This is a genomic window from Nocardiopsis flavescens, assembly GCF_900141985.1.
Taxonomy (GTDB): Bacteria; Actinomycetota; Actinomycetes; order Streptosporangiales; family Streptosporangiaceae; genus Nocardiopsis; species Nocardiopsis flavescens.
In genome coordinates, this window is sequence record NZ_FQZK01000001.1 from 20,315 (window position 1) to 38,255 (window position 17,941).

Genomic DNA, 17,941 nt, shown 5'->3' on the forward strand with positions numbered 1-17,941 from the left:
TTCACAGCCTGCGAGTTGACATGCGGATGTGTCAAGAGTGCGGGCGGCGGATCCCCGGCGCGGGGCGGTCAGGGGCGGGTGCGGCGCGAGCGCAGCAGCGGCAGGTACACCTGGGCGATGTCGTCGCCCACCCGGGCGGCGTCCTGGGAGCGGTCGCCCAGGACCCAGTCGACGACCAGCTCGTTGGCCGCGCCCACCAGGGCCAGCGCCTGTTTGCCGAAGGGCCGGTCCACCAGGTGCCCGGACTCCACGCCGCGGGCGTAGGCGGCGTCGATGAGGCCGGCGATGGTGTGGCGGGCGGCGCGGCGGCGCTCCTCCATGGCCGGGCTCACCCCCACGCTCTCCACCGAGACCACCCGGGGGCGGCGCGGGTCGGCCATGGCGAAGTCCAGGTAGGCGTCCAGGGCGGCCATCACCTGGTCCTCGAAGGTGTCGGCGCCCTCCAGTGCGGCGGCCATCTCCTGGAGGGCCCGGCCCAGGAGTTCGTCGTACAGGGCGCGCAGGGCGGCCTCGCGGTCGGCGAAGTGCTCGTAGAAGTAGCGGTTGGTGAGGTGGGCGCGGGCGCAGAGCGCGCCGACGGTGGTGGCGCGAAAGCCGGCGGTGCCGAACTCCTCCAGGGCGGCGTCCAGCAGGCGGCGGCGCCGGTCCCGCTGGCGCTGCTCGGGTGTCATTCCCCGCCAGGGGCGCACGAGTTCGACCCGGGGTCGTGTCATGCCCTCACGGTAGCCGCCGGGCGGCGGCGTTTCACGGGGCCGGGGGGTGGTCGGTCAGGCCGGCGCGGTGGGCCAGCAGGGCCAGGTGGACCCGGCCGTGCACGCCCAGGCGGGTGCGCAGGGAGTCCAGGTGGGTCTTGACGGTGCTGGGGGCCACGCCGAGCAGGCGGGCGATGTCGCGGTCGGTCTCGCCCCGGCCCAGCAGGGCCAGGACCTGGCGCTCGCGCGGGGTCAGCGCCGCGGCCCGTTCGCGGTCCAGGTCGCGCCGGCGGGTGCGGGGCCCGTAGTGGCGGGCCAGGATGCGGCGGACCACGGGCGGGGACAGGAAGGCGGCGCCCGCGGCGGCGGCGCGCAGTCCGGTGAGCAGGTCGGCGGGGTCGCCGGTCTTGAGGACGAACCCGTCCACGCCGATGTCCAGGGCGGCGTCGATGTTCTCGTCCTGTCCGAACAGGGTGAGCACGACGATCGCGGTGGCCGGGAGCAGGGAGCGGATGCGGCGGGCTGCGGTGAGGCCGTCGGTGCCGGGCATGCGCACGTCCAGCAGGGCCAGGTCGGGGCGGTGGTGCAGGGCCCGCTCCACGGCCTGGTCGCCGTCGGCGGCCTCGGCGACCACGCGCAGGTGCGGGTCGGCGGCCAGGATGGCGCGCACGCCGGCGCGCATGAGGGCGTCGTCGTCGGCCAGCAGCAGGCGGATCTCGCTCATTCTCACCCCCTCTTCCCCTTCTGCGGGGAAGGGTAGCGCGGGCCCGGGCGCCTCCCCCGAAAGTAGGGGGTGCCCGCTGCCCGGCGGCCCAGGCGCCGGCCCCGGCCGGGCTCTTAGGTTCGGGCGCATGGGTATCGGTGCGGTTTCGCGGATGGCGGTGGCGGTCGCGGTGTCGGTGGTGCTGGTGTGCCCGGCGGGGGCCGGTGCGCAGGGAGGGGGTTCGCGGTCGGAGCGGGTCGACGCTTTCGTGGAGGGGTACCGGGAGCGCAACGGGCTGGGCGGGGTGGCGGTGGCGGTGGTGCACCGGGGGCGGGTGGTGCACGCGGCCGGGTACGGGCACGACGCGCTGGGGCGGCCGGTGGGCGCCGACAGCGTGATGCCGGTGGCGTCGCTGTCCAAGTCGATGACCGCCGCGGCGGTGCTGCGCCTGGTGCGGGAGGGGCGGCTGGGGTTGGACGACCCGGTGGTCGAGCACCTGCCGGCGTTCGCTCCGGCCGATCCGCGGGGGCGCCGCATCACCGTGCGCCACCTGCTGGAGCAGACCTCGGGGCTCGCCTCGCAGGGGCTGCTGTCCCCGGACCGGGCGCACAAGGAGTCCCTGGAGGAGGCGGTGCGGGTGCTGTCGGGGATGGGTCCGGTGTCGGAGCCCGGCACGGTGCACCGCTACTTCAACGGCAACTACTGGCTGGCTGCGGCCCTGGTGCAGGAGGTGGCGGGGGAGCCGTTCGCCGAGGTGGTGCGGGGGCGGGTGTTCGAGCCCCTGGGGATGGGGGACAGCGCCAGCGTCCCGGCGGGCGCGCCGGTGGAGGGGATGGCCCCGGGGCACCTGCGGGTGCTGGGGGTGCGGGTGGTGCGGGCGCTGCCGCCGGACCTGTCGACGGGGTCGGGGGAGGTGGTCTCCACCGCCGGCGACCTGGGCCGGTGGCTGGTCCCCTTCACCGCCGGGGGGCGCGGTCCGGGAGGGGAGGAGTTCCTGTCCGCGGCGGCGGTGCGGGAGGCGTTGGGGCCCGGCGGGGCCGGCGGGGCCGGCGGCGATTACGGGCTGGGGTGGCGGCGCCTGGACGGGGGCGGGTGGGGGCACGGCGGCACCGAGTACTCCCACCTGGCCCAGCAGCTGCTGTCGGCGGACGGGCGGTGGGGGGTGGCGGTGCTGGACGACACGTTCTCCTACCTGGACACCGCCTATCCGCTGGCGGCCGGGGTGCTGGCGGCGGCTCGGGGCGCCGAGCCCGGTCCGGGCGCTCCCGCGAACCTGTTCCTGGACGCGGTGCTGGGTGCGGGGGCGGCCTCGTCGGCGGTGGCGGGGGCGGTGCGGTTGCGCCGTGCGGGTGCGTGGGGCGCGCGGTGGGCGGGGCGTCCGCGGTGGCGGGCCGGGGCGGCGCTGGTCCCGGTGCTGGTGCCGGGGGCGGTGGTGGTGTGGCTGGCGGGTACGGGGGCGGCCTCGGGTGCGCATCCGCGCACGGTGTGGGCGGTGCTGTCGGGGGGCATGGTGCCCGCCGGGGCGATGGTGTGGCTGGCGGTGGCGGCGGTGTGCGGGGCGGTGGTGGCCGCGGTGCGCTGGCGGGCGCGTTCCGGGGCGGGCGGCCCTCAGGCGTAGAGGGCCAGGGCGAGGGTGGCGGTGCAGGTCAGCGCCAGGGCCAGGGCGCCCGCCAGGGCCAGGTCCCGGTGCGGGTGGCGCGGGTCGGCGTGCGGGGGCGCCCCGTCCGGCTCGGGCGGGGCGGCGGGGCCGGTGTGCGGCAGGCGGGCGCGGACGGTGAACCCGTCCCCGTCGGGGGCGGCGTCCAGGGTTCCGCCCAGGGCGCGGGCGCGTTCGCGGGCGCCGACCAGCCCCACCCCGGTGCCCGGCGCGGGAGCCGGGGGCGGGTGGGGGCCGGCCGGGTCGTTGGCGACGGTGACGTCGGTGGTGTGGGGGCCGGTGCGCACCCGCACGGTGACGGGGGCGCGGGGTGCGTGGCGGGCGGCGTTGGTCAGGGCCTCCTGCACGATGCGGTGCAGGGCCCGTGCCACCGCATCGGGGGCGGGGGCGGTGTCCAGGTCGGCGGTGAGGTCCATGCCGGCGGCGCGGGCCCGGTGCAGCAGGTCGGGCAGGTCGGCGGGCGGGTCGGCCTCGGGGGTGCCGGGGTGCAGGACGCCGATCACCCGGTGCAGGCTCTCGGTGGCCCGGGCGGCGCCGCGGCGCAGGTCGGCCGCGGCGGCGCGGGCGTCGCGGGGGGTGAGGTGGGGGGCGACCTCCAGGGCGGCGGCGCGTACCGCGAGCAGGCCGAGTTCGTGGCCCAGGGAGTCGTGCATGTCGTGGGCGATGCGGGCGCGCTCGCGCAGCCGGGCCCGGTGGCGGCGTTCCCGGTCGCGGGTGCGGGCCGCCAGGGCCAGGGCGCGGCGGTGGGCGCCCGCGGCCCAGGGCAGGGCGACGTAGAGGGGCAGGGCGGCGACGGCGTCGGCGCTCAGGGGCAGGGGTCCGGTCAGGGCGAGCGCGGCCAGGGCGGCGGTGAGCGCGGCGGCGGCGACCAGGTGCGGTGGGCGCAGGGGGGTGGCGGTGCGTCCGCCGCGGTAGGCGAGCAGGCAGGTGAGGATGCCGAGCAGGGGTGCGGCGGTGGTGGCGGTGGCGGCCAGGGCGAGCGCGGTGCGGGGCGTGCAGGGGTGGGCCAGGGCCGCGGCGGCGCCGGTGGCGGCGGCGAGGGCGACCACGGCGGGGTGGGTGCCGGCCAGGGCGGGGGCCGCCAGGGCCAGGGCGGCGGGGGCGGTCCAGCGGGGGTCGGCGTGGCGGGGGGTGCGGGGGCGCTCCGTCATGGGTTCACGCTAACCGCACCCTCGGTTCAGCGGTGGCTGTACCCATCGCGTTTTCGCGCGCCCGGGAGAGGGGGCGGGCGGGGGTGCCAACGTTATGCGGCGGCTTTGTCCCACCTATGTAGCAACACAAGATGTACATCATTATAAGGCCCACTTATCGTGAGTCAGGATTCCGGGGTTTCCGGAGGGCTCGGAAGCCAACGCAATCACTTACGTTTTATTAGTTACGTTACCAACGAAACGTTATTTGGAAGGGGCCGGAGGTGCACCCCGGCGGCGCCCCGGCCGGGGAAAACCCGTTGGCCGGCGCCGGGGCGCCCTGCTACGTTCCCCCACAGGCCGTGCCAGAGACCGAGGAGGTGGTACCCGTGCACACAGCAGTGAGACGGGCGCTCCCCTCGCGGGTCACGGCCGGGCGGTAGGCGGCCCGGGAGCGCCGGCACAGCGCACTCCCGAAAGGCACCACCATGCACCTCACCTCGCAGCGACGCCTGGACGACGGCGTCCTGGAGAGCACGTTCACCCTCGACGGCGTCCCCGGCCTGCTGTGGACGCCCGGACCGGACGCCCCGGCGGCCCCGCTGATCCTGGTCGGCCACCCCGGCGGACTGGACCGGATGGGCCCCCGCCTGGCCCGGCGCGCCCGGGCGAGCGTGGCGGCGGGCTTCACCGCCGCCGCCCTGGAACTCCCCGGCGCCGGTGGGCGCGACCCCCTGCCCGAGCTGGACCGGGCCCGTGCCGACCTGCGCCGCGCCCTGGACCGGGGCGCACCGGTCCAGGGCATCGTCGAGCGGCTCGTCCCTGCGCTGGTCGAGCGGGCCGTCCCCGAGCTGCGCACCGCCCTGGACGCCCTGCTGGACCTGCCCGGCGTCCGGGGCCCGGCCGGGTACTCGGGCGGGGTGGTCTCGGTCGGCCTGGGGCTGGCCCTGGCCGAGCCGCGCTGCCCTGCTGTTCGCCGGGACCCGCGTGCCCCGCGCGATGCTCGCCCGGGCCCGCGAGATCACCATCCCCCTCCAGGTCCTGCTCCAGTGGGACGACGAGGGCAACGACCGCCGGGCCGCCCTGGACCTGTTCGACGCCCTGGGGTCGGCGGAGAAGACCCTGCACGCCAACACCGGGGGGCACGCCGGCGTCCCCGCCTTCGAGAACGAGGCCGGGAACCGCTTCTTCACCCGCCACCTGAAGTAGGGGGCCGGTGTCGTCCCCGCCGCGGCGGGGACGACACCGCGGGGGTTCCCACCCCGTCTATTCCAGTACTAGAATACGAGGGTGAAGACGACACCCGCCGAACTCACCGTCCTGGGACTGGTGGTCGAACGGCCCCGCCACGGCTACGACCTGGAACGCGTCATCGAGGAGCGCGGCGTCCGCCGGTGGGCGGACATCGGGTTCTCCTCGATCTACTACCTGCTCGCCAAACTGGAGGGGCGGGGCCTGGTCCACGTCCCCGACGCCCCGGCCGCGGCCCGCTCCCGCCGCGTCTTCCACGCCACCGACGAGGGCCGCCGGGCCGCCCGCGAGGGCGTGCTCGCCCTGCTGCGCGACCCCGCCGGCGTGACCCACCCGCTGCTGGTGGGCGTGGCCAACCTCGACCTGCTCGCCCCCGGGGAGTACCCGCGGGCCCTGGCCGCCCGGCTCGCCCGGGTGGAGGAGGCCCTGGCCTCCGTCCGGGCCGCGCAGGACGCCCAGGAACCCCTGCCGCACGCCGCGCACGAGGTGTTCTCCTACTCGATCAGCCTCCTGGAGGCGGAAAGGACGTGGCTCGCCCGGCGGGCCCGAGACGACCATGGCCGATAAGACCGACTTCAAGAAGACCCTGGACTCCTACACCGCCCGCAGCGGCCGGTTCCGGATCGTGGACGTGCCCGACCTGGACTACCTCATGGTCGACGGCCACGGCGACCCCAACGGCCCCGCCTTCGCCGAGGCCGTCCAGGCCCTGTACCCGGTGGCCTACAAGCTCAAGTTCGCCTCCAAGAAGGAGCTGGGCCGCGACTACGCGGTCATGCCCCTGGAGGGCCTGTGGTGGTCCGACTCCATGGACGCCTTCACCGCCGCACGCGACAAGACCCGCTGGGACTGGACGCTGATGATCATGGTCCCGGACTGGACCTCGCCGGAGATGGTCGCCGCCGCCGTCGCGGCGGCCGGCGCCAAGGACGCCCCCGCCCGGCTGGGGGACGTGCGCCTGGAGCGGCTGAGCGAGGGCCGGTGCGTCCAGACCCTGCACGTGGGGACCTTCGACGACGAGGCCCCGGTGCTGGAGCGCATGCACGGCGAGTTCATCCCCGCCCAGGGCCTGCGCCTGCGCGGGCGCCACCACGAGGTCTACCTCGGCGACTTCCGCCGCACCGCACCCGACAAGCGCCGCACCCTCCTGCGCCAGCCCGTGGCCCCCGCCTGAGGCCCCGGCAGGCCGCCGGGATGCGCGGGAGGGGCCGGGGCCGCGGGTACCCGCCGGTGACGGCGGTGCGCGCCCCGGCCCGCCGCCGCCCGCCAGGCCCGTGTGCGGGGCCGCCCGGCCGGGCGGCCCCGCACACGGGCGCGCTAGGCGCGGGCACCCGCCCCCAGGGCCAGGCGGGGCCAGGACGCCGTCTCGCGCAGCAGCCACCGGTCGTGGGTGGCCACGACCACCGCGGCGGCGGTGGCGCCCAACGCCTCTGTGAGCTCCTCCACCAGGGGGACGGACAGGTGGTTGGTGGGCTCGTCCAGCAGCAGCACGTGCGGCCGCTCGGCCAGCGCCATCGCCAGGTCCAGGCGGCGGCGCCGGCCCGTGGACAGCTCGCCCACCGGCCGCGAGGCGTCGGCCGCCGACAGCAGCCCCAGGGACGCCAGCGGCACCGGCTCGGCGAGGACGCCCCGGCTGACCAGGGACTCCATCCGGGCCGCGAACACCTCGCGGGCCCGCAGCCCCGAGAGGGGCGGCGACTCCTGGGACAGCAGCCGCACCCGCGCCGCCGGCGCGGTGCGCACCGTGCCCGCGGTGGGCTCCAGCTCTGCGGCCAGCACCGCGAGCAGGGTGGACTTGCCCGCCCCGTTGGGGCCGGTGGCCACCAGGCGGTCCCCCGACTCCAGGCGCACGTCCACGGGGCGGTCCAGGCGCCCGGCCACGCTCACCCGCACGGCGTCCACCAGGGTGGTGCCGGGCCGGGCGGGCAGGTCGGGCATGCGCAGCCGCACCGGCGGCGGGGGCACGGGCAGGGCGTGCGCCTCCAGGTCGGCCCGGCGGCGGCGGACGGCGCGCACCAGGGCCCCGGCGCGGGTGGCGCGCGCGTGTTTGCCGGTCCCCTTGTCGGGGCGCCAGCCGTCGACGAGCCGGTTCCGCGCCTGGGACAGGTCCCGGGCCAGGCGGGTGTGCTCCGCCTGCTGCCGCTCGTACTCCTGCTCCCAGCGGTCGCGTTCGGCGCGGCGGCCCCGCCGGTACCCGGCCAGGCCGCCGCCGTAGGTGCGGGGGCGGCCGTCGCGGCTGGGGTCCAGGTCCAGGACCGTGGTGGCCGCGTCCGACAGCAGGGCGCGGTCGTGGCTGACCAGGACCACGCCGCCGCGGTGCTCGCGCAGGCACGCGGTGAGGAAGTCCAGGCCGTGGGCGTCGAGGTGGTTGGTGGGCTCGTCCAGGAGCAGGAAGTCGTGCCCGGCGCCGAGCAGGGCGGCCAGGCGCACCCGGTGGCGCCGGCCCACCGACATCTCCTCCAAGGGGCGGGTGCGGTCGGTGTCCGCTCCCAGGTTCTCCAGGGCCAGGTCCACGCGCCGGTCGGCGTCCCAGGCGTCCAGGGTCTGGGCGGCGGCCAGGGCGGCGGCGTAGTCGGCGTCCGCGCCGGGCCGGCCCGCGGCCAGGGCCTCGGCGGAGGCGTCCAGGGCCGCCAGGGCGGTGCGGGCCTCGGCCAGCTCGGCGTCCACCAGGTCGCCGACGGTGCGGCCGTCGCGGGCGGGCAGCTCCTGTTCGGCCAGGCCCAGGGTGCCGGTGCGGCGGACGGTGCCGCGGTCGGGTGCCAGGGCGCCGGCCAGGACGTGGAGCAGGGTGGTCTTGCCGCGTCCGTTCTCTCCGACCACGCCCCAGCGGGAGCGGGGGGTGACGGTCATGTCGAGGCCGGTCAGGACGGGTGTCGCGCCGCGGCTGACGTGCAGGCCGGCGGCGGTGAGCTGGGCGCGCTCGCCCGCGGGCGCGGCGGCGGGGTCCAGGGTGGGCATGCTTCTCCTCTGGGGGCCGGGCCCGTGCGGGCGGGCCCCCGGTTCCGGTGGCAGGGACCCCGGGGTGCGGGGTCGGGGTACGCGCGCGGCGCCCGTGGCCGCGCGTGGGCGCGGGGACGGGCGGGCGGTGTCCTGCTCACAGGAAGTAGAGGTACTGCACGGTGCCCAGGGTAGGCGCGGGGCACGGGGCCGGTCCAGGGGTTTTCCCGGGTGGCGGGTGCGGGGCCCGCCACCCGGGGGGCGCGGTCCCGGGTGCGGGTGCGCGGGTCCCGGTCGCCGTCCGGGCGGGGCGGTGAAGCCGGCGGTGGGCCCGGAACGCCCGCCGGGCGGGCGCTAGGGTGGCGGGTCGGACCTGTTCGCGTGAGAAGGGGCGGTGGCGGTGGGCGCGGTCGTGGAGGCGGTGGCCAGCAGTGCGGGGCACACGTTCGGCAAGCCGGTGCGGGAGGGCATCCGGTTGCTGGCGGGGCTGGGGGTGGAGGGTGACGCGCACCTGGGGGTGACGGTCAAGCACCGGTCGCGGGTGGCGGTGGACCCCACCCAGCCCAACCTGCGGCAGGTGCACCTGATCCACGCCGAGCTGCTGGAGGAGCTGGCGGCGGAGGGGTTCGCGGTGGGGCCCGGGGAGCTGGGGGAGAACGTGACCACGCGGGGGGTGGACCTGCTGGGCCTGCCGCGGGGCGCGGTGCTGTGCCTGGGGCCGGACGCCCGGGTGGAGGTGACGGGGCTGCGCAACCCGTGCGCGCAGATCGAGGCGTTCGCGCCGGGGCTGCTCAAGCGGCTGGTGCGGCGCGGCCGGGACGGTGCCGTGGAGCGGCTGGCCGGGGTGATGGGGGTGGTGCTGGAGGGCGGCGCCGTGGAGCCGGGGATGGCGGTGGACGTGCTGCTCCCGCAGGGTCCGCACCTGGCGCTGGAACGCGTCTGAGGTCGAGCGCCCGCGGCCCCGCGCCCCCTGGTGACAGGGGTGCGGGGCCGCCGGTGTGTTCAGGACAGGGCGGCGAGCAGGTCGGGGTCGCAGCTGATGTCGATGCCGGTGATGCGGCCCTCGGCGACGGTGAGCAGCAGCACCGCGGTGGGGCCGTCGGCGGACAGGGACGCGAACCCGGGCCGGCCCTCGACCAGGACGGGGCGCGCGCTGCGGGCCAGGCGGGAGAAGGCGAGGGCCTGGGCGGCCACCGCGTCGGCGCCGTGGGTCCGCGCGGGGATCCCGTGCAGGCGGGCGAAGACGTCGCCGCGTGCGGTGACGCCGGGGTCCAGGACGGCGAGCAGGCCGGTGAGGTCGCCGCCGCGGGCGGCGGCCAGGAAGGCGTCCACCACCTCGTCGCGGTGGCCGGGGACGACCGCGGTGGTGCGGGCGGGGGCGCCGCGGATCCGGCGGCGGGCGCGGCTGGCGAGCTGGCGGGCCGCGGCGGGGGTGCGCTCGACGATGGGGGCGATGTCCTCGAAGGGCACGGCGAACACGTCGTGCAGGACGAACGCCAGGCGCTCGGCGGGGGTGAGCGCGTCCAGGACCACCAGCAGGGCGACGCCGACGGCGTCGGCGGTCAGCGCGTGGTGTTCGGGGCCGGGTGCGGGGTCGGCGGGTTCGGTGCCGGGGCGGTCGGCGGGTTCCTCGCGGCGTGCGGTGCGCGAGCGCAGCAGGTCCAGGCAGATGCGGCCGGTGACGGTGGTGAGCCACCCGGCGGGGTTGTCGATCTCCCCGGTGGTGCGGGCCAGGCGGAGCCAGGCCTCCTGGACGGCGTCCTCGGCCTCGGCGTGGGAGCCGAGCATGCGGTGGGCGACGGACAGCAGCAGCGGTCGGTGCGCCTGGAACAGGGCGGCGCGTTCTTCTTCGGCGTTCTTCTCGTGCATCGGTCACATTCTCGCGGCGGGGTCCGTCAGGGGTGCGACGGCTCATCGGGATGACGTACGGGGTCCCGGTGGTGTGACCGAGGGAAGAGGGTCGAGATGGGTGTGCGGGGTCTGGACGCGGTGGTGCGCGGCCGGGTGCTGGTGGGCGGGGCCGCGGGGTTCGCGGCGGCGTCGCGGCCGTGGAACCTGGCGGTGGCGCAGGATCCGGTGGCGGTGGTGGAGGCCGCCGACGCCGAGGACGTGGCCGCGGTGGTGCGGTGGGCGGGTGAGCGCGGGCTGGCGGCGGAGCCGCTGGGCCCGTTGTCCGGGGTGCAGGTGCGTCATCTGGGCGGGGCGCTGGCGGGGCCGTCGGGGACGCCGTTCGGGCCGTTGTCCGAGCCGTTCTACGCCTACGCGTTCGGTGCCCCGAGGGGGCCGGGCGGTGCGGGAGCGGTGGGAGCGGCTGTTCGCGGGGGTGGCGGTGAGCGGGCGCAAGCCGCTGACGGCGCTGACGGGCGGGGAGCCGCTCGGGCGGGTGTTCCCGCCCGCGGTGCTGGAGAGGTTGGGGCGGATCAAGCGGGAGCGGGACCCGCGTGGTGTGGTGCGGGCCGCGCACCCGGTGCCGGGCTGACCCGGGCGGGGGTCCCGCGGCTCTGCGGGACCCCGGCGGGTGTCAGTCGGTGCGGCGGGCCAGGCGTTCGTGGCGCTGGCGGGCGGCCTGGGCGGAGCCCAGGCCCAGGCCGAAGGCGATCTCCTGCCAGGTCATGCCGCGGCCCTTGGCCATGTCGAGCAGGCCCTGTTCGAGGCGGTCGAACTCGGCGCGGGCCAGGGGCAGCAGGGTGAGGGCGGCCAGCAGGTCCTCGCGGTCGACGCCGGGGTGCCCGGTGTCGGGTTCGGCGCTGCCGGCGGCGAGGTCGGCGGTGCGGCGCACGGCGTCCAGGGGCGCCATCGGACGCTGGTCGCCCTCCCAGCGGAGCCGGTCGGCGTCGGTGGCGTGGCGTTCGGTGAGGCGGGCCAGGGCGGGGTAGGCGCGCTGTTTGCGGGCCTTCTCGGGGTCGGGCGGGGTGAGGCCGGATGTGGTCATGGGCCCAGCATCACCCCGACAACCCCCGGTTGTCAACGTGGTGTTTTCAACATATTGTTCAAAGCCGGGCTAGGTGGTCCGCGAACGACACCGTCCCCACCGCCCGCTCCGGGACCAGGTTCTCCCCCCGGCGCAGCGCCGCGAACACCCGCCCCGGCGGGTGCACCGCCACCGTGCGCCTGCTCAGCCCGCGGTGGCGCAGGTAGGCGTCCATCAGGCCGGCGAAGGACTCCACCGCCGGGCCGCCCATGTCGGGCACCCGCCCGCGCGGCTCCCCCCGGGCCAGCAGCACCAGCCGGGAGGCCACCTCCCGCACGGCGACCGGCTGCACCGCCATCCGAGGGACGGGCACCGCGGGCAGGCGGGCGGCACCCGCGCACACCGCCGCCACCAGGTCGTGGAACTGGGTGGCGCGCAGCACCGTCCACCCCAGGCCCGAGGCAGCCAGCGCCCGCTCCACCGTGTACTTGTCGCGGTAGTAGCCCAGCGGGATCCGGTCCACGCCCACGATCGAGATGTAGACCAGGTGCCCCGCCCCCGCCTGGCGGGCCGCGCGGATCAGGCGGGCGGCGGCCCGCAGGTCCCCGCCCGCCGGGCTGCTCGCGCAGTGCACCACCGTGTCCACCCCCTCCAGGGCCCGGTCCAGCCCGGTCCCGCGGCGCAGGTCCACCGCGAAGGAGTCGGGGTCCCCGTCGCGGGGGTGCCTGCTCAGCGAGCGCACCCGCGCCCCCGTCCTGCGCAGCCCCTCCACCACCGGCCGCCCCAGCGTCCCGGTGCCCCCGGTGACCAGGATCCGTGTCATCCGCCGCCCCTTCCCCGCCGCCCGCGCGAACGCTGGCGACGCTAGCACCGCGCCGGCTCCGCGGCGGGGCACCGCGCGGGAGCGGCCCCCGCACCGGGTCGCTAGTGTGCTGGTCAGCGCCGCCCGACCCGGGACCGGCGACCCCGCACCGAGGAGGAGCGATGTCCCTCGCCCGCAGGCTGGCCGACGCGATCGGCGCCGACCAGGTCGTCACCGACCCCGAGATCATGCGGGGCTACGCCCACGACGAGGCCGAGTGGGCGCCCTACGGCCGGCCCGCGGCGGTGGTGCGCCCGCGCGAGACCTCCGAGGTGGCGGCGGTGGTGGCCCTGTGCGCGAGCGAGGGCGTGCCGCTGGTGGGGCGCGGCGCCGGCACCGGGCTCTCGGGCGCGGCCAACGCCGTGGACGGCTGGGTCGTGGTGTCCTTCGAGCGCATGGACCGGGTGCTGGCGGTGGACCCGGTCCAGCAGAGCGCGGTGGTCCAGCCCGGCGTGGTCAACGACCGGCTGCGCGAGCGGGTGGCGCGGGACGGGCTGTGGTACCCGCCGGACCCGGCCTCGGCGCCCTGGTCCACGATCGGCGGCAACGTCGCCACCAACGCGGGCGGGCTGTGCTGCGTCAAGTACGGGGTGACCCGCGACTACGTGCTGGGGATGGAGGCGGTGGTGGGCACCGGGCAGGTGGTGCGGCTGGGCCGCTCCACCGCCAAGGGGGTGACCGGGTACGACCTGGCCGGGCTCATGGTCGGCTCGGAGGGCACACTGGGCCTGGTCACCGAGGTGACGCTGCGGATGCGGCCGCTGCGCACGGGCGTGGAGCACACGGTGGTGGGCTACTTCGACTCCCTCACCGACGCCGGGCGGGCGGTGGCGGCGGTGGCGGCCTCGGGGGTGGTGCCCTCGGCGCTGGAGCTCATCGACCGGTTCTGCCTTCAGGCCGTGGACGAGTGGAAGAACATGGGCCTGTCGGCGGAGGGCGAGGTGCTGCTGCTGGCGCGCAGCGACCAGCCCGGGGCGGCCGGGGAGCAGGAGGCCGACACCATCCTGGGCTGCTTCGAGTCCCAGGGGTCGGTGTACGCGGTGCGCTCCACCGACGCCGAGGAGGCCGAGGCGCTGTTCGCCGCGCGGCGGCTGGCCTACCCGGCGCTGGAGCGGCTGGGCCCGCTGCTGACCGAGGACGTGTGCGTGCCCAAGGCGCGGGTGCCGCACATGCTGGAGCGCATCGAGGAGGCGGCCCGCCGGTTCGACACCCACATCGGCAACATCGCCCACGCGGGGGACGGCAACCTGCACCCCCTCTTCATCGTGCCGGCCGGGGACGAGCAGGCGAAGAAGCGGGCCAAGGAGGCGTTCGAGGTGATCGTGGACGAGGCGCTGGCGCTGGGCGGCACGGTGACCGGGGAGCACGGGGTGGGCCTGCTGAAGATGCGCGGGGCCGCCCGGGAGATGGGGCCCGAGGTGGTGGCCATGCACCGCGCGGTCAAGGGGGCGCTGGACCCGGCGGGGATCTTCAACCCGGGCAAGGTGTTCGCCACGGCGTGAGCGCCGACCGCGCGCGGTCGGCCGCAGGTGCGCGCGGACCGGGCCCCGTCCGAACGGCGGGTGCGGTCGGGCCCGCGCGCCGGGCGCGGCCCCGGCGGGCCCCGCCCGCGCCGTCCCGGTACCGTCGTCCGGTGCGCCGTGCGCGGCGCACCGGGGAGCGTGGAGGGGGAGGTCGCGGTGACCGGTGGGGGAGAGGGGCTGCGCCCGGTGGACCTGGCCCGGGCGGTGGGCGTCTCGGCGCAGACGGTGCGCGACTGCGAGGCCTCGGGGGTGCTGCCGCCGGCGCGGCGCACCGCCTCGGGCCAGCGCAGGTTCACCGGCCGCCACCTGGCGGCGCTGGTGGCCTACCGGGCCCTGGCCCCGGGGATGGGGGTGGCCGCGGCCGGGGAGGTGCTGCGCACCCTGCACACCGACGGGGTGGACGCGGCGCTGGAACTGGTGGAGGCGGCCTTCGCGCGGGCCCACCGGGAGCGGGCCGCGGTGCGCGAGGCCGCCGGGGCGCTGGCGGCGGTGGCCCGCGCGGCGGCCGCGCCCGGACCGCCCCGGGTGCTGGCCGGGGTGGGGGCCCCGGGCCGGGAGGGGCCGCTGCGGATCGGCGCGGTGGCGCGCCTGGTGGGGGTGCGGGCCTCGGCGCTGCGGGTGTGGGAGCGGGCCGGCCTGGTGCGGCCCGGGCGCGATGCGGCCACGGGGTACCGGGTGTACGGGCCCGAGCAGGTGCGCGACGTGCGGGTGGTGTGCGAGCTGCGCCGGGGCGGGTACGGGCTGGAGCGCATCGCCCCGGTGATGGAGGAGCTGCGCGCCTCGGGCGGCGGGGGCGGGGACGCGCTCCAGGGCGTGCTGCGCCGCCGGGAGGAGGAGCTGGCCGGGCGCTCGCGCGCCCTGGCGGCGGGGGTGGCGCGGTTGCAGGACTACGTGGACGCGGCGGGCGGCGCCCGGGGGTGAGTGCGGCGTCGCGCCGCGTGGTGTGCAGGCGCCGGACCGTTCGCACCGGGGGCGACCCGTTGATCGGTGGGCCCTCGCCCCGGTAGCGCCAGGGCCGGACGAAGCCGCACCGGCCGGGGCCGCGAGAACCGCCCCGGCCCCGGGCCGACCGGCGGGGGCGCCCCGGAGTCGGGGTAGGGTGTGATCCCTTCCCCACCCCCACTGGGACCGGATCCGACCCCTTGCTCCCCCCGGTGGGGGTCCTTTCTTCTCCGGCGGTCCGGGCTGTGGCAGATTGGCCGCCATGGACGACGAACTCGACCCGGTGCTGGACGCGGTGGGCCCGCGCCTGCGCGAGCTGCGCCGCGACCGCGGCATCACCCTGGCACGCCTGTCGGAGTCCACCGGGATCTCGGTGAGCACCCTGTCCCGGCTGGAGTCGGGGCGGCGCCGCCCCACCCTGGAGCTGCTGCTGCCGCTGGCCCGGGTGCACGGGGTGGCCCTGGACGAGCTGGTGGAGTCGGCCACGGCCGACCCCCGGGTGCGGCTGCGGCCCTTCACCCGCGACGGGGTGGAGTACCTGCCGCTCTCGCGCACCCCGGGCGGCATCCAGGCGTTCCGGATCACCATCCCGCCGCCCCGCGGGCACGTGGAGACCGAGCAGCGCAGCCACGAGGGACACGACTGGGTGTACGTGCTGGAGGGGCGGCTGCGGCTGCTGCTGGGGCCGCACGACATGGTGCTCAAACAGGGGGAGGTCGCCGAGTTCGACACCCGCATCCCCCACGGGTTCTACAACCCGGGGCCGGGCCCGGCGTCCTACCTGGGGCTGTTCGGCCCGCAGGGGGAGCGCGCCCACGTGCGGGTCCGCCCCGGCGGGGACGGACGCGCGGCGGATCGGGAACCGCAGGGGCGGTGAGGGGCGTCTCAACGGTAAGAGCCGTTCGCCGGAAGGAAAGAACCCCATGGATATCGTCGTCGTGGAGGCCGTGGTCCTGGGGGTGCTGGTGCTCGTCGCCGTCGCCGTCGTGGCCTCCCGGGTGGTGGGGGCGGTGCCCGAGCGCAAGCACTGCGAGCGGCTGGCGGCGTGGGCGCGCGAGCACGGGTGGAGCTACGACCGGGAGCGCCCGGAGCTGGTGGACCGGTTCGAGGGGGACCCGTTCGTGGAGCGGCGCTCCAACGCCCGCGCCCGGCACGTGCTGTGCGCGCGGCCGGGCGGGCGGGCGGTGACCGCCTACGAGTACTCCTACGCCACCTCCCGCCACGACGGCCGGGACACCGTCACCACCGGGCACGTGCACACCGTGGTCGCGGTGGCGCTGCCGGTGCCGGTCCCGGCGGTGGAGGTGCGGGCCCGCGGCGCCGCGGGCCCGCAGCCGCCGGCGGCGGGGGTGCGCGAGGCGGCGGTGGGCGACGCCGCCTTCGACGCGGCGTTCACGGTGGCCGCGGCCGACGAGGGCTTCGCGCGGCGCGTGCTGGACGAGGGGGTGCGCGCCCACCTGGTGCGGGCCGGCGGCGCCGTGCCGGTGCCGTTCCGGTTCGCCAGCACCCACCTGCTGACGTGGCAGGACCGGGCGATGGACCCCGGTGCGGCGGCGCAGGCGGCCCAGGCCCTGGTGGAGCTGCTGGAGCGGGTGCCCGCCGCGGTGTGGGGCGACCAGCGCGACGCGGTGGGCTGAGCCCGCTCCCGGCGCCGCACCGCGCGGGTGTACCGGGGGCCGCGGCGGGTAGCCGCCCCCGTGTGCGCCGGTCGCGGCGCAGGCGAGGGGGGATCATGGCGGACGACGACCGCGTCGCGGGTGCGGGCGCTTTCGACGACTACGACCGGGTGGCCGTGGTGACGGGGGCCGACAGCGGGATCGGCCGGGCCACCGCGGTCCGGCTGGCCCGGGAGGGCTTCGACATCGGCATCACCTACCACAGCGACGAGGAGGGGGTGGCCCGCACCGCGCGGGAGGTCCGCGACCAGGGGCGCCGGGCGGCGGTGCGCCGGCACGACCTGGCCGACCCGGAGCTGGGCTCGCAGGCGGTCGCCGACCTGGTGGAGGAGCTGGGCGGGGTGGGTGTGCTGGTCAACAACGCGGGCACCGGCTCGGACGCCCACCTGCTGGACACCGGCTACGAGCGCTGGCGCGAGGTGCTGGCGGTGGACCTGGACGCGCCGTTCCTGTGCGCGCGGGTCGCGGCCGCGCACATGCGCGACGCGGGCCGCGGCGGGCGCATCGTCAACGTCACCAGCGTCCACGAGGAGTACCCGCGGGTGACGGCGGGCCCGTACTGCGTGGCCAAGGGCGGGCTGCGGATGCTGACCCGGGTGCTGGCCCTGGAGCTGGGGCTGTACGGGATCACGGCGAACGCGGTGGCGCCCGGGGAGATCGCCACGCCGATGACGGGACAGCACGAGGAGGAGCCGCGGCTGGACTCGCGGGCGGGGTACCCGCTGGCGCGTCCGGGGCACGCCTTCGAGGTGGCCGAGGCGGTGGCCTTCCTGGCGGGGCCGGGGTCCTCGTACGTGACGGGGGCGTCGCTTTTCGTGGACGGCGGACTCTCTCTGATGGGCCCCCAGGCCGCGGGGGCGCTGGAGGACGCCACCTGGCGGGCGGGCTGAACGGCCCGGGGGCGGGCGCGCGAGGGGGGTGTTTGGGCGCGCCCGCCCTGTGGGTAGTGGCGGCCCCGTCCGATGAGTCGACGAGGGGGAAGCGACGATGACAGGCGAGCTGAACGGGCGCCGGGTGGCGTTCCTGGCGGCGGACGGTGTGGAGCAGGTCGAGCTGCGGGAGCCGTGGCGGGTGCTGCGCGAGGCGGGGGCCGACACCGAGCTGCTCTCGCTCGAAGACGGCGAGATCCAGGCGATGAACGGCGACATCGAGCCCGCCGACCGGTTCCCCGTGGACCGGCGGGTGTCCCGGGCGTCGGTGGGCGACTACGACGGGCTGGTGATCCCCGGCGGCACGGTGAACCCCGACAACCTGCGCGCGGACGCCGACGCGGTGCGGTTCGTGCGCGAGTTCGCCGCGCAGGGGCGGCCCATCGCGGCGATCTGCCACGGCCCGTGGATGCTGGTGGAGGCCGACCTGGTGCGGGGGCGCTCGGTGACGTCGTACCCGAGCATCCGCACCGACGTGCGCAACGCCGGGGGCGAGGTGGTGGAGGCCGAGGTGGTGACGGACCGGGGGATCACCACCAGCCGCGACCCGAACGACCTGCCGGCGTTCTGCGCGCGGATCGTGGAGGAGCTGTCCCGGTCCTGAGCGGAGCGGTCCGGCGGGCGCCGGGGCCGGGCCGCGAGGTTGCGGGGGCGGACCCGCGGGTCCGCCCCCGTGCTCCCGACCACCGGGAGCGGCACGGAGAGGGGGCGGGGCCGACCGGCCCCGC

Annotated in this window: 19 protein-coding genes; 12 read left to right on the plus strand and 7 right to left on the minus strand. The window is 77.5% G+C overall.

The window, feature by feature from the left end; all coding sequences use genetic code 11:
* Positions 1 to 68: 68 nt before the first annotated feature.
* On the minus strand, positions 69 to 713 hold the full coding sequence (locus BUE45_RS00110; RefSeq protein ID WP_073373675.1) for a TetR/AcrR family transcriptional regulator: 645 nt from the start codon (positions 711 to 713) through the stop codon (positions 69 to 71).
* Between the two features lie 31 nt (positions 714 to 744).
* Positions 745 to 1,416: a response regulator gene (locus BUE45_RS00115; RefSeq protein WP_073373677.1), complete on the minus strand. Its 672-nt coding sequence runs from the start codon at positions 1,414 to 1,416 to the stop codon at positions 745 to 747.
* A 127-nt stretch (positions 1,417 to 1,543) separates the two neighbouring features.
* Here BUE45_RS00115 and BUE45_RS00120 point away from each other — a divergent pair, with 127 nt between their 5' ends.
* On the plus strand, positions 1,544 to 3,013 hold the full coding sequence (locus BUE45_RS00120) for a serine hydrolase domain-containing protein (RefSeq protein ID WP_178378414.1): 1,470 nt from the start codon (positions 1,544 to 1,546) through the stop codon (positions 3,011 to 3,013).
* On the opposite strand, the gene BUE45_RS33690 is transcribed toward BUE45_RS00120, so the two are convergent.
* Entirely contained in the window at positions 3,004 to 4,203 is a 1,200-nt protein-coding gene (locus BUE45_RS33690; RefSeq protein ID WP_073373679.1) for a sensor histidine kinase, read from the minus strand. The two genes, BUE45_RS00120 and BUE45_RS33690, sit on opposite strands and share 10 nt — an antisense overlap.
* A gap of 966 nt (positions 4,204 to 5,169) precedes the next feature.
* Between BUE45_RS33690 and BUE45_RS33070 the strand changes: the two genes are divergently transcribed.
* The 3 genes from BUE45_RS33070 (at position 5,170) to BUE45_RS00140 (ending at position 6,607) form a co-directional block, all read left to right on the plus strand.
* The gene (locus BUE45_RS33070; RefSeq protein ID WP_245832665.1) at positions 5,170 to 5,391 is read left to right on the plus strand and encodes a lysophospholipase; all 222 of its coding nucleotides are present in this window, start codon (positions 5,170 to 5,172) and stop codon (positions 5,389 to 5,391) included.
* Between the two features lie 81 nt (positions 5,392 to 5,472).
* Positions 5,473 to 6,000: a PadR family transcriptional regulator gene (locus BUE45_RS00135; RefSeq protein WP_073373680.1), complete on the plus strand. Its 528-nt coding sequence runs from the start codon at positions 5,473 to 5,475 to the stop codon at positions 5,998 to 6,000.
* Positions 5,990 to 6,607, plus strand: coding sequence for a GyrI-like domain-containing protein (locus BUE45_RS00140; RefSeq protein ID WP_073373681.1), 618 nt, complete (start codon positions 5,990 to 5,992; stop codon positions 6,605 to 6,607). The genes BUE45_RS00135 and BUE45_RS00140 overlap by 11 nt, the downstream gene beginning before the upstream one ends.
* A gap of 143 nt (positions 6,608 to 6,750) precedes the next feature.
* Here BUE45_RS00140 and BUE45_RS00145 read toward each other — a convergent pair whose 3' ends face one another.
* The gene (locus tag BUE45_RS00145; protein WP_073373682.1) at positions 6,751 to 8,391 is read right to left on the minus strand and encodes an ATP-binding cassette domain-containing protein; all 1,641 of its coding nucleotides are present in this window, start codon (positions 8,389 to 8,391) and stop codon (positions 6,751 to 6,753) included.
* Positions 8,392 to 8,770: 379 nt separating this feature from the next.
* On the opposite strand from BUE45_RS00145, the gene BUE45_RS00150 reads away from it, so the two are divergent.
* Positions 8,771 to 9,313 carry an MOSC domain-containing protein gene (locus BUE45_RS00150; protein ID WP_073375159.1) on the plus strand — a complete coding sequence of 181 codons (543 nt, stop codon included), beginning with the start codon at positions 8,771 to 8,773 and terminating at the stop codon, positions 9,311 to 9,313.
* A 59-nt stretch (positions 9,314 to 9,372) separates the two neighbouring features.
* On the opposite strand, the gene BUE45_RS00155 is transcribed toward BUE45_RS00150, so the two are convergent.
* Positions 9,373 to 10,239, minus strand: coding sequence for a sigma-70 family RNA polymerase sigma factor (locus BUE45_RS00155; RefSeq protein ID WP_073373683.1), 867 nt, complete (start codon positions 10,237 to 10,239; stop codon positions 9,373 to 9,375).
* A gap of 421 nt (positions 10,240 to 10,660) precedes the next feature.
* Here BUE45_RS00155 and BUE45_RS32325 point away from each other — a divergent pair, with 421 nt between their 5' ends.
* Complete coding sequence (locus BUE45_RS32325) at positions 10,661 to 10,849, plus strand: hypothetical protein (RefSeq protein WP_073373684.1); 189 nt, start codon at positions 10,661 to 10,663, stop codon at positions 10,847 to 10,849.
* A 42-nt stretch (positions 10,850 to 10,891) separates the two neighbouring features.
* Here BUE45_RS32325 and BUE45_RS00165 read toward each other — a convergent pair whose 3' ends face one another.
* Positions 10,892 to 11,302 (minus strand): DNA-binding protein, encoded by a 411-nt coding sequence (locus BUE45_RS00165; RefSeq protein ID WP_073373685.1) that lies wholly within the window; start codon positions 11,300 to 11,302, stop codon positions 10,892 to 10,894.
* Between the two features lie 58 nt (positions 11,303 to 11,360).
* Complete coding sequence (locus BUE45_RS00170) at positions 11,361 to 12,104, minus strand: SDR family oxidoreductase (protein ID WP_073373686.1); 744 nt, start codon at positions 12,102 to 12,104, stop codon at positions 11,361 to 11,363.
* A gap of 161 nt (positions 12,105 to 12,265) precedes the next feature.
* Here BUE45_RS00170 and BUE45_RS00175 point away from each other — a divergent pair, with 161 nt between their 5' ends.
* From BUE45_RS00175 to BUE45_RS00200, 6 genes are all read left to right on the plus strand, one after another.
* Positions 12,266 to 13,645: an FAD-binding oxidoreductase gene (locus BUE45_RS00175; RefSeq protein ID WP_073373687.1), complete on the plus strand. Its 1,380-nt coding sequence runs from the start codon at positions 12,266 to 12,268 to the stop codon at positions 13,643 to 13,645.
* 177 nt (positions 13,646 to 13,822) lie between these two features.
* On the plus strand, positions 13,823 to 14,587 hold the full coding sequence (locus BUE45_RS00180; RefSeq protein WP_073375161.1) for a MerR family transcriptional regulator: 765 nt from the start codon (positions 13,823 to 13,825) through the stop codon (positions 14,585 to 14,587).
* A 283-nt stretch (positions 14,588 to 14,870) separates the two neighbouring features.
* A complete protein-coding gene (locus BUE45_RS00185; RefSeq protein ID WP_073373688.1) occupies positions 14,871 to 15,485 on the plus strand; it encodes a helix-turn-helix domain-containing protein in 615 nt (204 codons plus the stop codon).
* A 46-nt stretch (positions 15,486 to 15,531) separates the two neighbouring features.
* Positions 15,532 to 16,245, plus strand: a complete 714-nt coding sequence (locus BUE45_RS00190) for a hypothetical protein (RefSeq protein WP_073373689.1) — start codon at positions 15,532 to 15,534, stop codon at positions 16,243 to 16,245.
* Positions 16,246 to 16,340: 95 nt separating this feature from the next.
* Positions 16,341 to 17,174: an SDR family oxidoreductase gene (locus tag BUE45_RS00195; protein WP_073373690.1), complete on the plus strand. Its 834-nt coding sequence runs from the start codon at positions 16,341 to 16,343 to the stop codon at positions 17,172 to 17,174.
* Between the two features lie 97 nt (positions 17,175 to 17,271).
* Positions 17,272 to 17,817, plus strand: a complete 546-nt coding sequence (locus tag BUE45_RS00200) for a type 1 glutamine amidotransferase domain-containing protein (RefSeq protein ID WP_073373691.1) — start codon at positions 17,272 to 17,274, stop codon at positions 17,815 to 17,817.
* Positions 17,818 to 17,941 lie beyond the last annotated feature (124 nt).